General features: G+C 30.4%; 13 protein-coding genes. 12 read left to right on the forward strand and 1 reads right to left on the reverse strand.

All coding sequences use genetic code 11. The features are described 5' to 3' along the window. Positions 1-392 precede the first annotated feature (392 nt). From CLOCEL_RS06615 to CLOCEL_RS06660, 10 genes are all read left to right on the forward strand, one after another. Positions 393-3,638 carry a DEAD/DEAH box helicase gene (locus tag CLOCEL_RS06615; protein WP_242655231.1) on the forward strand — a complete coding sequence of 1,082 codons (3,246 nt, stop codon included), beginning with the start codon at positions 393-395 and terminating at the stop codon, positions 3,636-3,638. Between the two features lie 30 nt (positions 3,639-3,668). After that, a complete protein-coding gene (locus CLOCEL_RS06620; RefSeq protein ID WP_010076055.1) occupies positions 3,669-4,928 on the forward strand; it encodes a magnesium transporter in 1,260 nt (419 codons plus the stop codon). 127 nt (positions 4,929-5,055) lie between these two features. After that, positions 5,056-5,628: a serine O-acetyltransferase EpsC gene (epsC, locus tag CLOCEL_RS06625; RefSeq protein ID WP_010076054.1), complete on the forward strand. Its 573-nt coding sequence runs from the start codon at positions 5,056-5,058 to the stop codon at positions 5,626-5,628. Positions 5,629-5,667: 39 nt separating this feature from the next. Next, complete coding sequence (gene queG, locus CLOCEL_RS06630) at positions 5,668-6,648, forward strand: tRNA epoxyqueuosine(34) reductase QueG (protein WP_013291663.1); 981 nt, start codon at positions 5,668-5,670, stop codon at positions 6,646-6,648. A gap of 123 nt (positions 6,649-6,771) precedes the next feature. Beyond that, positions 6,772-7,473 carry a lysophospholipid acyltransferase family protein gene (locus CLOCEL_RS06635; protein WP_010076052.1) on the forward strand — a complete coding sequence of 234 codons (702 nt, stop codon included), beginning with the start codon at positions 6,772-6,774 and terminating at the stop codon, positions 7,471-7,473. Between the two features lie 4 nt (positions 7,474-7,477). Next, a complete protein-coding gene (nth, locus tag CLOCEL_RS06640; RefSeq protein ID WP_029169252.1) occupies positions 7,478-8,107 on the forward strand; it encodes an endonuclease III in 630 nt (209 codons plus the stop codon). 84 nt (positions 8,108-8,191) lie between these two features. Continuing rightward, positions 8,192-10,306: an alpha-amylase family protein gene (locus CLOCEL_RS06645; protein WP_010076050.1), complete on the forward strand. Its 2,115-nt coding sequence runs from the start codon at positions 8,192-8,194 to the stop codon at positions 10,304-10,306. A gap of 239 nt (positions 10,307-10,545) precedes the next feature. After that, the gene (locus tag CLOCEL_RS06650) at positions 10,546-11,082 is read left to right on the forward strand and encodes a rubrerythrin family protein (RefSeq protein ID WP_010076049.1); all 537 of its coding nucleotides are present in this window, start codon (positions 10,546-10,548) and stop codon (positions 11,080-11,082) included. A gap of 11 nt (positions 11,083-11,093) precedes the next feature. Then, a complete protein-coding gene (locus tag CLOCEL_RS06655) occupies positions 11,094-12,062 on the forward strand; it encodes a hypothetical protein (protein WP_010076048.1) in 969 nt (322 codons plus the stop codon). 202 nt (positions 12,063-12,264) lie between these two features. After that, the gene (locus CLOCEL_RS06660) at positions 12,265-12,633 is read left to right on the forward strand and encodes a hypothetical protein (protein WP_010076047.1); all 369 of its coding nucleotides are present in this window, start codon (positions 12,265-12,267) and stop codon (positions 12,631-12,633) included. Positions 12,634-12,653: 20 nt separating this feature from the next. On the opposite strand, the gene pssA is transcribed toward CLOCEL_RS06660, so the two are convergent. Then, entirely contained in the window at positions 12,654-13,178 is a 525-nt protein-coding gene (gene pssA, locus CLOCEL_RS06665) for a CDP-diacylglycerol--serine O-phosphatidyltransferase (protein ID WP_010076046.1), read from the reverse strand. A gap of 251 nt (positions 13,179-13,429) precedes the next feature. Here pssA and CLOCEL_RS06670 point away from each other — a divergent pair, with 251 nt between their 5' ends. Beyond that, on the forward strand, positions 13,430-14,341 hold the full coding sequence (locus CLOCEL_RS06670; RefSeq protein ID WP_010076045.1) for a YegS/Rv2252/BmrU family lipid kinase: 912 nt from the start codon (positions 13,430-13,432) through the stop codon (positions 14,339-14,341). A 471-nt stretch (positions 14,342-14,812) separates the two neighbouring features. Then, a complete protein-coding gene (locus tag CLOCEL_RS23440) occupies positions 14,813-15,064 on the forward strand; it encodes a hypothetical protein (protein ID WP_242655232.1) in 252 nt (83 codons plus the stop codon). Positions 15,065-15,068 lie beyond the last annotated feature (4 nt).

The following is a 15,068-nucleotide window of genomic DNA, read 5'->3' on the forward strand; positions in this document are numbered from 1 at the left end:
AAGTTGATTCAAAGGTCTTATAAGGCGATTATCGTGCGCCTTATAAGGCTTTTTTTATATAAGAATTTGAACTTCCTTAAATGCAAGAAATGTTGGCGAAATTTTGGAATCAATAGGTTCTTTGATAATATAAAAAAGTGGAATGGACAAACGAAGAGTATCTTCAATGCCTATTCGCCTAAAAACTTAATTTTATTATTCTCAGCAAAAGGTGGTTTATTCACTACAATTTATGTTAATATTTAATGTATACATATATAGATTTTAAATTTGGATTATTGAAAATTTTGATAGTTTAAGTATTTCATAAGTTTATTTTAAAAAACATTATTAAGTATGAGAGAGTTATTTATGATAAATTTTTGTTTTAAGTTGGAATTCTTTAGACCGAGGTGTTTACTTTGAGAATTAATGAAGAGTTTATACAAGAGATTGCACAAAGAGGAGCCTTTGAGAAAGGTAAAAACTACTATTCAAAGGATTTAATAATATTTTTTGATTTTGGAATTTTTAAAAATAAATTTCAAGAAGATATAGGTGAAATTTCAGCTGTCGTAGAGAGTGATAAGTTTGCTACTACCTATGAGATAGAAGTGAATTTTGGAATATACTCTGGTGGTATAAACTATAGCTGTGATTGCCCTGCTTACAAAGAAGCATATGGAAGTAGTAGATGTTGCAAACATATTGTTGCAGTGTTGCTAAAATACATTTATGATGGTCATCAAGAAAAATTAGAGAAAAAGATAAAGTTAAAACAAGAAGTTCAAGTAGTAAACGATATGTTTAGATTTCTTGATAATAACACTAGTAACATAAGTAAAGTTCCTCTAAAATTTGATATAACCTTAAAAAAACATAAAACAGACAATAAAGGTTATTTTGAATTTAAAGTAGGAACAGATAGAACCTATGTAGTAAAAAATATTATTGATTTTGCAAAAGCTATAAAAAATAAGAAACCTTTGGGATATGGAAGTAGCTTTATTTTAGATATGAATAAGCAACGATTCCAAGATGCAGATTTAAAAATAATAGATATTATTCTTGAATATGCAGAAATTAAAGCAGATATCGAGGCGATGATGTTCTATAGTAGAAAATTCCAAGGTACAGATAAAAGATTAATAGCATCTAACAGTATGCTTATAAAAATGTTAAAAGCTCTAACTGGAAAAGTTATAAATTTTTCATTTATTGGCCAGGAAACGAATTATCCAGTGAAAGTTGTTTCAGAAAATCTTCCTATTAAAATTGATATTAACGAAAGTAATGAAGAAATAGCCATTTCTAAAAGTGACGATCCAATAGCACTAGATAAAGAAAAGACTATATATTTGTATAACGATAAAATATATATACCAAACAAAGAACAAGCTTTAATTTTAGGCGCTCTAGATTATATTCCCAAGAGCAGTAATAATAAGCTTAGGGTTAAAAAGGATCAAGGTGAAAGTTTATTAAAAGTAATGATACCTCGATTAGATAATAATATAGAAGTTAATATTACAGGTGAAATTAAAGATAGAATAATTAAGGAAGAGTTAACAAAAGAGATTTACTTAGATAAAGTTGGAGGAACTATAGTTGTTAATATAGTCTTTAATTATGGGGTTGAAAAGATAAATCCATTAAAGCTTTATGAATCAGATTTCATTGTCTATAGAGATTTGAAACAGGAGAAAAGTATTATAAATAGGTTAGAAGCTTTGGGTTTTAAGGGAAATAGCCAAGGATTTCTTTTAGATGATGAAGAATCTATAATTAAGTTTGTTGAGGAAGGCATTGAGGGAATAAAAAATGAAGGACAGGTGTTTTATTCTGATGCTTTTAAAAACATGAAAATTCATAAGATTTCATCTATAAAAAGCTCTGTACGTATTAATAATGAAGATCTACTTGAAATATCTTTTGATATTCCAGAAGTGGACAAGAAAGAATTAAAAGGGGTATTTGAAGCGCTAAGGGAAAAGAAAAGGTATTATAAGCTTAAGGATGGAGCTATAATTATTTTAGATAACAAGGAACTTTCAGCGCTGCCAGACTTCATCGATAATGTAGGTGGGAATAAGTTATTAAGTAATGGAAATATGGTTGTAGCTAAAAACAACATATTATATGTAAATGAAACTATGAATACTAGTGGAATAAAGAGTTATTCCAAGGATGAGGCAGTAAATAAGATTATAAAAAATATAAAGGAAGTTAATGAACTAGATTTTGAAATTCCAACTTCATTAGAAAAAATAATGAGAGAATATCAAAAGGTTGGTTTTAGGTGGTTTAAAACTTTAGCAGTTTATGGCATGGGCGGAATTTTAGCTGATGAAATGGGGCTAGGAAAAACACTTCAAAGCATTGCATTTCTTGCATCAGAAAAGGAGAAGGGCAAATCTTTGGTAGTTGCTCCTACTTCTCTTATATATAATTGGGAACAGGAAATTATAAGGTTTTGTCCTGAACTTAAAGCTATTGTTATAGCAGGAGATAAAAAATCTAGGTTAGAAGCTATTAAGGAAATGGATTATTATGATGTTATAATAACTTCATATCCTACCTTAACAAAGGATATGGAGATTTATGAGGACATTTCTTTTGAATATATGATAATTGACGAAGCTCAGAAGATAAAAAATAGAGATACACTTACAACTAAAGCTGTTAAAGATATAAAAGCAAAGATTCGTTTTGCACTTACAGGAACACCAATAGAAAACTCCTTAACAGAATTATGGTCAATATTTGATTTTGTTATGCCAGGATACATTTTTTCACATAGAAGGTTTAGTGAGCTTTATGAAGTACCAATAATTAAAAATGGAGATAACAAAGCGCTAGATAATTTGAATAAGAAAATAAAACCATTTATCTTAAGAAGATTAAAGTCTGAAGTTATAAAAGAACTTCCAGAAAAGATTGAAAAAAGGTTATATGTAGATATGACAAAGGAACAAAAAAAGTTGTATTTTGCTTATGTTAAGCATATACAAGGAGAACTTGATGATGAAGTTAAGGAGAAGGGCTTTAACAATAGCAAGATAAAAATTTTAGCTGCCCTTACAAGACTTAGACAAATATGCTGTGATCCAGCTTCATTTTTAGACGACTATAAAGGTGGAAGTGGAAAATATGAAGCACTTTCTGAAGTACTTGCGGAGGTTTTAGCAGGAAATCATAAAGTATTGCTGTTTTCACAGTTTACTTCGGTGCTTAAAAATATAGAGAAGCTTTTGACTAAAAATAAGATAACATATAAATATTTAGATGGTTCAACAAAAAGTCAAGAAAGACTAAAAATTGTTGATGAATTTAATAATGATGATTCCCAAGTTTTCTTAATATCCCTAAAGGCTGGAGGTACAGGGCTTAATTTAACTGGAGCTGATGTGGTAATACATTTTGATCCGTGGTGGAATCCTTCAGTGGAGAATCAAGCCACTGATAGAGCTCATAGAATAGGACAAAAAAATACTGTAGAGGTTATTAAGTTGATTTCAAAAGGAACTATCGAAGAGAAAATTGAAAAACTGCAGAGAAAGAAAACTGAAGTAATAAAGAATGTTTTAGATGAAGATTTAAATAGTAACAATGTTTTATCCTCCATGAGTTACGAGGAAATAAAAGATTTGTTTTTATAGTTAAGAAAGCTTTACTAGGGAGGAATGTTTATGGAGAAATTATACAACTTCTTTTGGAGTAAGGTTCGAAACACCAATGTGTTCGATGAATATGGAGATTGTATTGGAAGACTATACGACATGTATGTTATGACAGAAGAGGGATATCCAAAGATTATTGGATACAAAGTAAAAAAAGATGGAGAAATACTTAATTACGAGTTCAAAGCTATAGATTTTAAAAGAGATAAAAACAAAAATATATATGTATCAGTAAAAGGTGCAAGAGATATATTACCTACAACATATTCGTATCTTTTATCGAGGCATCTTTTAGATCGTTCTATAGTAGATATTAATGGAAAAAAGTTAGTCAGAGTAAATGATGTAAGGCTTGCAGAGATGGCTGGAGATATAAGAATTGTTGCAGTAGATGCAGGTATAAATGGTGTTCTAAGAAAATATAAAGTTTATAAAATGTTTAAGATGATATCTAAGATTTTCAAACATAAAACTGACACAGAGTTGATTTTATGGGATAATCTAGAATCTATTGATATGGTTCAAAATAGAAGTATAAAATTGAATGTTCCATATAAAAAGATATCAAAACTTCATCCAGCAGACCTTGCAGATATAATTGAAAGCATGGATATTGAATACAGAAATAAGATTTTTGAAAACCTAGATGACGATTTAGCAGCAGAAACTTTAGAGGAAATCGAGCCAGGGGTTCAAGCTGAAATTTTAGAGCATCTAAGCGAAAGTAGAACCACTGATGTTTTAGAGAATATGCCTAATGATGAGATTGCTGATATTTTAGATGAAGTAGATGATGCTACAGCTGAGAAAATATTAATCAGTATGGAAAAAGAAGATGCTGAAGAAATCAGAAATTTAATGAAATACAGTGAGACCACTGTAGGAAGTATAATGAATAAAGATTTTATTTCTTTCAATATAAATGTTACTGTAAATGAAACCTTAGAAATATTAAAAGAAATGGAGATCGATGAAGAGGTTGCTTATTATATCTATATAATCGATGAAGATGGAATTATTGAAGGTTCTGTGAGGTTGATTCAGTTATTACAGGATGATAAGAACAGTACACTTCGTGATATTATGGATACTAATATAATAACGGTTTCTGATGAAGATCTTAGGGAAAATGCCTTTGAAGCAATAGTAAAATATAACTTGTTTGCGGTGCCAGTAGTGGATAAAAAGAATAAGTTATGTGGTATAGTAGTTATTCATGATCTTTTAGATGAGTATTTCCAAGGTAATACACGAAAAATATTTAAGTAGCATAAAATACCTTTAGATAAGGATTTTTATAGTTATAGTTATTGACAAAGTGTAATTATAAATTATAATATAAGATATCCTACTATTTTAGTAAGGATTATCTAAAGGTGTGGAGGAGGTTGCATTAGTGTTTAAAAATATAAGATATGATATAAAAAGAGTTATGGAACAAGATCCAGCAGCAAATAGTAAACTTGAGGTTTTCTTTTTATACCCATGTATTCATGCTATGATCGCATATAGAATAGCTCATGTACTCTATAAAAAGAGGATATTTTTCTTAGCTAGATTGATATCACAACTTTCGAGATTCTTTACAGGGATAGAAATACACCCAGGAGCAAAAATTGGTAAAGGTTTAGTTATTGATCACGGTATGGGTGTTGTTATTGGTGAAACGGCAGAAGTTGGGGATAATGTTCTTTTATATCATGGAGTTACGCTAGGTGGAACAGGAAAAGATAAAGGTAAAAGACACCCTACGGTGGGAAATAATGTGATAATAGGAACTGGGGCTAAAGTTCTTGGGAATATTGTTATTGGTGATAATGCAAAAATTGGAGCTAATGCTGTAGTTTTAAAAAGCATTCAAGCAGGTGCAACAGCAGTAGGAATCCCAGCTAAGGTGATATTACCCAAGGAGCCACCAAAAGGAGACGTAATTAAGTTTGAGGATATAACAAAAAAGAGTTGCTTTTAGAGAAAGGAGTTATTCTTAAAAGGATAATTGTTTATAAAAATGGATATAAAGGAAGAAATAAAACACTTTTGTAAAAGTCTTGGACTAAATACAGTGGGATTTATGAGAGCAAGAATCTTTCATGAGTTAAGGCCATTTTATGAAAGACGAAAAGAACTAGGAGTTTTTAATAGTTTTGAAGAATCAGATATTGAAAAGAAAATAAATCCTTTTTTATATTTGCATGAAGCAAAAACAATTATAACTGTTGCATTTCCTTATAAATATAAAGAATCCTTTGAAGATAAGGTATATTTCTCTAGATACACTAGGGGTAAAGATTACCACAAGGTAGCGTATACTTATCTTCAGAGGATTTGTGAATTTATAAAGAGTTTTGGTTATGATGCAGTGGCTTTAGTGGATAGTAATAGTTTGCCTGAAAGATATATCGCAGCAGAAGCTGGAGTTGGATTTATAGGCAAAAATAATATGCTTATAACCGAAAAGTATGGCTCTTATGTTTTTTTAGGAGAAATAATTACTGATGCATTAATTGATCCTGATGCAAAGATAGAAAGTAAATGCGGAGAGTGCAATTTATGTATAAAAGCATGTCCGGTAAAAGCTATTGGTGAAGAATATAATGATTCCAATAAGTGCTTATCTTACTTGACTCAAAAGAAAGATTTAACTGATGAAGAAATGGAGTCATTGAAAGGAAGGCTTTTTGGTTGTGATACTTGCCAGCGGGTTTGTGAATTTAACCAGTATACTGAAGAAGCTAATTTAAAAGAGCTTAATCCCTATGAGTTTATGGAACATGTAGATGTGAAAGAAATTGCACATATAGATAAAAAAATATTTAAGGATAAGTATATCAAAACCTCTTGCGGATGGAGAGGAAAAAATATACTCCAAAGAAATGCACTTATAGCATTATTTTCTCAAGGAAATGGTGAAGAGGTAGATTATGAAAAAATTACTTCTGACTACGTTAAAGAGTACTATAATAGACTTTTGAACAGGTATAAACTATAATTAAATTTAGACATTAATTAATGGATAAAAATCATCTATGCAGGATGTAATCTTGTTATTTGGTTTATTAGTCCTTATTTTAATGTATATAAGCTTTTGCATTTAATTTAAGGGGGAGTCATTTTGGTTAAAGATATTATAGGAAAAATAGTTACAATGTTACCGAAAAGTGTCGGAGAAAAAGTTGCAAGGTTTATGTTAAAGAATTTTATATTAAACAAAGCAAATATAAAGGTTGAAGGTATAGACACTGCGAAAAACGTAAGCGGACCTATAATTTTTATATGTAATCATTTAAGTAATGCTGATGGACCAGTTTTAAGTGGTGTGTTAGAACCCTATGATCCTACTTTTGTGGCTGGGGTTAAATTGTCTCAGAATAATTTTACTAAGTTGGGCATACTAGCTGTAAAGACAACTCCTATAAAGCCAGACACTGCTGATAAGGTAGGGTTATCAAATATAGTTTCTATTGCCAAAAAAGGAGGGAATATTGTGATATTCCCAGAAGGTACTAGGAGCAGAAATGGTAAGATGATTAAAGCGAAGAAGGGATTATATCTTATTGCTAAGCTTACAAAAGCAACTATAGTTCCTATTGGTATGTGGGGGACAGAAAAATTCATGCCCATAAATGATAATGGTATGGAAAAGGAAAAAGTAAATAGAACAGATATACATATAAAAATTGGAGAACCATTTACTTTAAGACCAAGAGCTGCTGAGGAAGATAAGAAGCAATATGAAGAAGCTGTTGTGGAGGAAGCAATGACTAAAATCGCTGAACTTTTACCAGAAGAGTACCGTGGAGAATATAGCATATAAGGATATGGATAAAGAAAAGTCAAAAATAGTTATAGATAAACTAAGTGAGATGTATCCAAACGCTAAGTGTGAGTTGAATTTTCACAGTGCTTATGAATTGTTAATAGCTACTATGATGTCAGCACAATCTACTGATGTTAGGGTGAATATAATTACTGAGGATTTATTTGAAAATTATTATACACCAGAGCAAATGGTAACTTTAAGTGAGGAAGAATTGCAAGAAAAAATAAAATCCTGCGGATTGTATAAAAGTAAAGCTAAAAATATATTGGCTACAAGTAGGATATTGATAGAAAAATATAATGGACAGGTACCAAAATCTATTGAAGAGCTTACAACACTACCAGGGGTGGGAAAGAAGACTGCCAATGTAGTAGCTTCAAATGTTTTTGGAATACCTGCAATAGCGGTAGATACTCATGTTTTTAGAGTGGCAAATCGTATAGGTATTGCAGAGGGGAAAACTCCAGAAAAGGTTGAAGAACAGCTAATGGAGGCAATTCCTAAAGAAAAATGGAGCGACTCACATCATTACTTAATTTGGCATGGACGCAGAATTTGTAAAGCAAGAAAGCCAGAGTGTGAGGTTTGCAATTTGAAATATGAATGTAATTATTACAATAAAAGGTAAAATTTACTACACAAATTACTTTTTTTGGGTTATAATATTATGAAGATTAGTTTCACATTTACACTATAAGGGGGGAACTTATTTATGGGTAAAGAGAGTAAACTAATAAAACTCATGAATATTTTGAAGAAAAAGTCAAAAATTGGAGAGGGTATTAGCTATGCAGTACCAGATCTATGGAATTGTTTTGATTATTCATCCAAGGAAAGTAATTGCAGAGAAGATGGAGTTTTATTTGTTAACCCATATGATTTTTATTCGGAATGTATAGAAAAATATATTCTGAAGTCGAGAAAGAGCAGCATAGATTATTCAAAATCATTATCAAAAAATGTGGCTACAGTTAATGGAAGTGTTGGAGTAATTGGAGGAGACTGGATAAAATCCAGCATAATATATTCTATGCAGATAAGGACGTCTACCTCTTGGGACCATGATTTAGACGGGTATCTCTCAGACTATAGTGCAAATGGTTTTAAGGAAACTGGGACGTTTGTAAAGAGTATCGCACTTCTTCCGTTGTTAAAAAAAATGGGGATTACTGCTTTGTATTTATTGCCAATATCCCAACATAGCTATAAGTATAAAAAAGGAGAACTGGGCTCACCTTACGCTGTTAAGGATTTTTTTGCTTTAGATGAAGAATTGAAAGATCCTATGACTGGGGACGAGATGACTGTAGAGGATGAGTTTTCAGCTTTTATTGAAGGTTGCCATATTTTGGATATAAGAGTTATGATTGATATAATTCCGAGAACTTGTTCTAGGGATAACAATTTGATTTTAACTCATCCATATTGGTTTTACTGGATTAATCTTGAGGAGGTTTCAGAGTATGGACCACCAAGGGTAGAAAGTATTGGACAGAATGTTAAACCTTCAGAGGAACTTTTACCATTAATGTATCAATCAGAAAATGTTAAATCCTTGCTTAAGAAGTTTACAGTATCTCCTGATAAATATGATGCTGTTAAATGGAGAGAAATTCAAACAATGTGTGCAGTAAATCCCCGATTAAACGTTCTTGATTTAATCGAAGAGTATATGGGAATTACTACAGCACCTGCTTTTTCTGATTGTATAAATGATCCACAGGCTCCTTGGGAGGATGTTACATATTTAAGGTTATATTTAGACACACCTACGGCGAGCAAAAGGTATATGAAAGATATAAATCAGCCGCCATATATATTAAATGACACTATTAAGTGTAATTTATTTCAGGGAAATGAGCCTAATGAAGCTTTATGGAGTGTTTTAGCAGACATAATCCCTTACTATCAAAGAAATTTTGGTATTGATGGGGCTAGAATAGATATGGGGCATGCATTGCCACAGGACCTTGTAGAGATGATAATGAGAATGCCTAGAGCTATTGATAAGGATTTTTCATTTATAGCAGAGGAACTTGTGGATTTAGGTGCAGCAGCAGCAAAGAAAATGGGATATAATATGATAATTGGTGATGGATTTTATAAGGAGCCAAGATGGCAGGAACATAAAATTCATGGATTCATATATGATTCTAGGAATTTAGTTTGTCCTGTATTTGCTGCTGGAGAAATAGCAGATTCTTCTAGGCTTGCGGCTAGATATGGTGGAAAAAACTTAGTTAAGTGTGCCACAATGTTAAACCACTTTATGCCTAATGGAATACCTTTTATAAATTCAGGTCTCGAGCTTTATGAAACTCAGCCAATGAACACTGGACTCGATGCAACATCAGAGGAAAGATATAGATTGGATATAAACGATAAATATTATGGAAAGCTTGCATTTTTCGATAAATATCAATTGCATTGGAATAATAAAGATAGATGGGAGATGCCAGGAATCCTATCTAACATTTCAAAGATTAGAGAAGAGTATAAGGATACCTTTACAAATCTTGATAATTTCTTTCCCGTGAGTTGCGGAGATTGGTCTAGTCCTGCAATTGCACTAGGGTGGATAATTAATGGGAAAAGAAGATGTCAGCGAGATAATTTAATTTTAGTTCTAGCTAATGCAGATATGTCTAATTACAGGGATTTATATTTTGATTTAGATGGAATTAGACGAGAATCATATAATGCTTCAAGGGAAGCATATTTATTATACTCACCAAACGAATTGAGTAGGTACATATATGAGTTTGATGATAGATGGAATCTCAAATTAGGATTTGGGCCTGGTGAAGTTAAGATAATTAAGATGTGATAAGGCTATTTGGTTCTTGATATAAATATTTATATAGAAGCTGCTTAATGGGAAAGTACCTGTTAAGCAGTTTTTTATCTAAAATTAGTATTTTATTCTAGATTCATTAAAGGATACACCGTGGTATTATATTTGTTTTGATAAAACCAGTGGAGTTGGCATTTCTTAAAAACTATGTGTAACCAAAAAAAAGAATATGGAATAAGCTGATAGTGTAAAAATATCACGGAGGGTTAACTGTGAAATTACAGGGAAGCAAAACGGAGATTAATGTTTTAAAGACTTTCGCTGGCGAATCAAGAGCGAGTGTTGCATATATGCTATTTGCAGAAAAAGCTAGAAAGGAAGGATATGAATATATAGCATCTATCTTTGAGTCTACAGGAAGAAATGAATTAGCTCATGCTAGAGAAACTTTTGAGGCGTTAAAGCTTATAAGAACCACTAGCGAAAACCTAAAATATGCCATTGAAGGTGAAAAGGAAGAAAGTGAGAGCATATATGTCAAATATGCGAAAGAAGCTAAAGAAGAAGGCTTTGAAGAGTTGGAAAATTTATTTAGTGAGTTAGCTGAAACAGAAGAACATCATGAGAAGAGATTTAAAGCTATTAAAGAGTTGTTAGATAGTGGAAGACTTTTTAAGAATCAAACAAGTATAAAATGGCAATGTATGAATTGCGGATATATTCATGTAGGAAAAGAGGCACCAAGACGTTGTCCACTATGTGGTCTTCCTCAAGGTTATTTTAAGCGATATAGCGAAGACTTTAAGTAGGGGGTGTAGTTATGCATATAATGTATCCACAGAACTATCCCTTTAGACTTGAAGAAGAACCTATAAATAATTCTTGTGGCGATGCTGAAAAATCGGAGAATAAGGAAGAAAATATAGAAAATTCTCAAGAGGAAATAAAAGTTTCTAAAGAAGAAAGAAAGAATTATAATGAGGAGTATATAGATATTCCAGAGCCATATAGAATGGAGCAAGACAATTTATTTGAGAACTGTGATTTGACCTATGATATGAAAACAGGCCAGTATCTACTTATGGGCGCAAAATGCAACTTTATGGACGGACTAGAAAACTTTAATAAAGCAAAAATGGAATACAAGGAAAAGGAAAATGAGATAGATATTATTGATCTTTTATATGATAATCATGAAGAAAAACCTGATGGTGATGATAAAAAGATTCATATGAATGATAAAGATTTTGATATCTATGAGGATGAGCCTTTTATGAATAATGAAATGTCTTATGTTGATGACAAAAAACTTAATATGATTAATGAGATGTATGATACTTATGAGGAAAAGCCTCATAATGACGAAAAAAAATCTAGTATAACTGATGGAATGTTTGATATTTTTGATAATATAGATTATACAAAAGAAAAAGATGAAATCCTTGAAAATGAAAAGCTTGATATATTAAAAGATGTAAAAAAAGAAATAGTAAGAGAAACTAAAGAGAATGATGAAGAATCGAAGCGAAAGGTTCGTAATAAGGTGAAAATAGTAAATATAACACCAGATCAGAATCAGAAAATTATCATAACCGATAAAAAGGATGATAAAAATGTTATTATCATAAAAGATAAACCTGGTGTTGATATAATTAAATTAAAGAAGCATTATGATAAAAAGCTAAATTCAATTGATTCAATATATATAAAGAAAATGATGACTAATGAATTTTTGCATAAACCTAAATCGGCGAAGAAGAAATGTAAGAAATGCAAAAAGAAAAGATAATATTTAAACTCCTTTCAGTTTTGGGAGGAGTTTATTATATAATCACTAGTTTAAAGTGGAGTTTTTAAGGGGTTAATAATTGAAATGTTAGTTTCTACATTTTGATATTTTGGTTTTAAATTTTTCACTAATACAAAAGGTATGAATGAAACCGATAATAATTAATATAAATATATAGATAGTAATTACTTGGGTGAACATAGTGGGAGATATAATTGGAAATAGAGAGTTCCATTGTAGGCAGTTTATTGAAAGTTGGTACTATGATCTTAATAATCAATCAGATATGCTTTTTAAGCTTACTAATTCATATAGATTGCTTATAGGAGGCGCTGACGATTTTAATAAAATAGCTTTATCTAAGAAAAAAGATGTGAAAAATGCGCTTAATAGAGCAGTTGAATTGGGAGAAATAATTGATGAAGTTATTAAAAGCATAGACAGAAGCAAATGTGTGATATTAAATTATAATGTACTTAAGGCTGAAGCACTTGAGAAAATTTTAGGAACTATTGTTGCTGAGGAAGTAGCTCACATAATAGAAAAAAATGGGGTAATAAAAGAACTATGACTAAAGTCATAGCTCTTTTATTATATTTTCGTAAAACGAAATTTACTAATCATTAAGTAAGCTAATATAGCCATTATGAATAGCGTTAACCAAGATAGCCTTGCAATATTTCCACCTAACATAGTGAAAATTAAAGAATATAAGGCTAAGAAAGTTCCAGCAAGCGTTATTGGGACACCAGTGTATACTCCGTCAAAATCGGAAATGTTATATCTTGCTAGTCTAAAAGCACCCGCTATTGGGAATAGTACTAAAATTACATATCCTAATATAGGAAGATTAATTAGTTGGAATAATAAAAATGCAACAAAGGCTGGAGCTACTCCGAAAGATACTAAATCTGCCAATGAGTCCAGTTCCTTACCTATTTCAGAATCTACATTTAAGAATCTAGCAATCCTACCATCATATCTATCTATGAGTCCCGCTAAAAGAATAAACAAACAAGCTATATTATATTCATAATTTAAAGTAAATAATAAAGAAAAAATTCCACAGCTAAGATTAGCAAACGTAAATAAATTTGGTATATGACTTTTTTTCATAACACCTCTCCTAATTGATATATCGTGTGACTATATCATTATACTATACTTTTAACAATAGTTTAATAAGTTTTTTATTTTATTATAAGAATTATTAGTGAGAGTGAAGAATTTACAAGTAAAAATAATGCAGAATACTAAAAATATTCATAGTAATATTTTGTATGTCTATTGTGAATAAAAGAAAATATAGTATAATTATTTAATATGAACAGTTAATTAATAAGACTATATATTGGGAGAGCATTCATATGAGAAGAGTAAAATTGATATACAATCCATTTTCAGGAGATAATTTAATGGCACAAAAACTTGATGATGTTATAAGGATACATCAAGAATACGGATATTCTGTAGTACCGTATAGAATTAGTTTTGAAAGTACTATGGATGCAGCTTTTACAGATATTAATGAGGGGTATGAATATATTATTGTTGCTGGTGGGGATGGAACGGTAGATACAGCCGTTAATTGCATGAAAAATCTTAATATTGATTTACCTATAGGTATTATTCCAGTGGGTACTGCTAATGATTTTGCAAAGTTTTTAGGTATGTCGTCAGATGTATTAGAAGCTTGCGAACAGATAATTAATAGTGATATTGAATTAGTGGATTTAGGAAAAATAAATGATAAATATTTTATAAATGTGGCGAGTACAGGAATGTTTACTGATATATCTCAAAAAATTGACGGAAACTTTAAACATTCTATGGGGAAAGTTGCTTATTACATAAAAGGTATCGAAGAAGTTGTAAATTTAAAGAAATACAAAATCAAGGTATCTACAGATGAGATTGTTTTTGACGACTATATGTATTCTATGTTAGTTTTTAACGGTAGAACAGCAGGAAATCTTAATTTGGCATATAAGGCTGAGGTACAAGATGGAATGTTTGATGTTATAATAATTAAAGCAAAACCATTTACTAACGTAGTAAATTTATGTATAAAAATTATTAAAGGTGAACACTTAGATAAAAGTGAGGAATTAGTATACTTTAAAACTGATAAGGTATATATTGAATGTGATGAAGAGATTGTTACAGATATAGATGGTGAGAGAGGACCAGATTTTCCAGTAACAATAACCTGTGAAAAAGGTTCACTTAAGATATTAGGACTTAACAAAAGTTTAAAGGAACATCAAAACAACAAGTAGTTTAAAAATAAAAAAGAATATTTGCAAGTGTTTTATAATAGACATTAATAGTATCAATTAATAAGGATGGTGCATATGGCTGAAATTTATGCTCTTTTGTTATTTATTGCCATGTCTATTATATTTTCTTGTTTTATAAGAAACTTTGAGGCTCCTTTTAAAATCAAAATCATCAGTTTAACTGCTTTATTTTTTTTAACACTTAGATATATTTCACTGCTTTTGTGCTTTTTTAGCAAAAGTATACTGTGGCTCTATTCTTTAAAGTATATTTATTTCCTATATATTCTAGTTATACCAATAATAATCATGGTAGTACTTTATACAATTCTTAGGAATAATACAATATCATTTAATTACATAATGATTACATCAGTTGTTTGTTATATACTTTACCCAATATTAATTACCATGAACTCGGAAGTATTTTCAATAGAAATATTTTCAAATCCTAATTTAGGGTATCATATCTTGCATGATAATAGTTATATAAGTGTTTTTTATGGAGCTGTTAATTTACTTGCACTTTTATATATACTTATTGTTCTAAATGATAACCATAATATTATAGCTGTGATGCTTGGAACTAGTGCTTCTCTAATATCTATAGTAGAGACTGTAGCTGTAATAATTAAAATACAAGTTTTCCCTCAATATCTTTTAGGTGAAATTTTTTGGCTTATAACATTTAATTATATGCTTTATAAACTTAAAAGGAGATAGCAGG

The sequence above is a fragment of the Clostridium cellulovorans 743B genome, assembly GCF_000145275.1.
GTDB classification, from domain to species: Bacteria; Bacillota; Clostridia; order Clostridiales; family Clostridiaceae; genus Clostridium_K; species Clostridium_K cellulovorans.

Excerpts from the sequence above, each read along its gene's own strand:
- CLOCEL_RS06655 (WP_010076048.1), top strand. The coding sequence starts at position 11,094 with ATGCATATAATGTATCCACAGAACTATCCCTTTAGACTTGAAGAAGAA.
- nth (WP_029169252.1), top strand. The coding sequence starts at position 7,478 with ATGGATAAAGAAAAGTCAAAAATAGTTATAGATAAACTAAGTGAGATG.
- pssA (WP_010076046.1), bottom strand. The coding sequence starts at position 13,178 with ATGAAAAAAAGTCATATACCAAATTTATTTACGTTTGCTAATCTTAGC.
- CLOCEL_RS06670 (WP_010076045.1), top strand. The coding sequence starts at position 13,430 with ATGAGAAGAGTAAAATTGATATACAATCCATTTTCAGGAGATAATTTA.
- queG (WP_013291663.1), top strand. The coding sequence starts at position 5,668 with ATGGATATAAAGGAAGAAATAAAACACTTTTGTAAAAGTCTTGGACTA.
- CLOCEL_RS06620 (WP_010076055.1), top strand. The coding sequence starts at position 3,669 with ATGGAGAAATTATACAACTTCTTTTGGAGTAAGGTTCGAAACACCAAT.
- CLOCEL_RS06645 (WP_010076050.1), top strand. The coding sequence starts at position 8,192 with ATGGGTAAAGAGAGTAAACTAATAAAACTCATGAATATTTTGAAGAAA.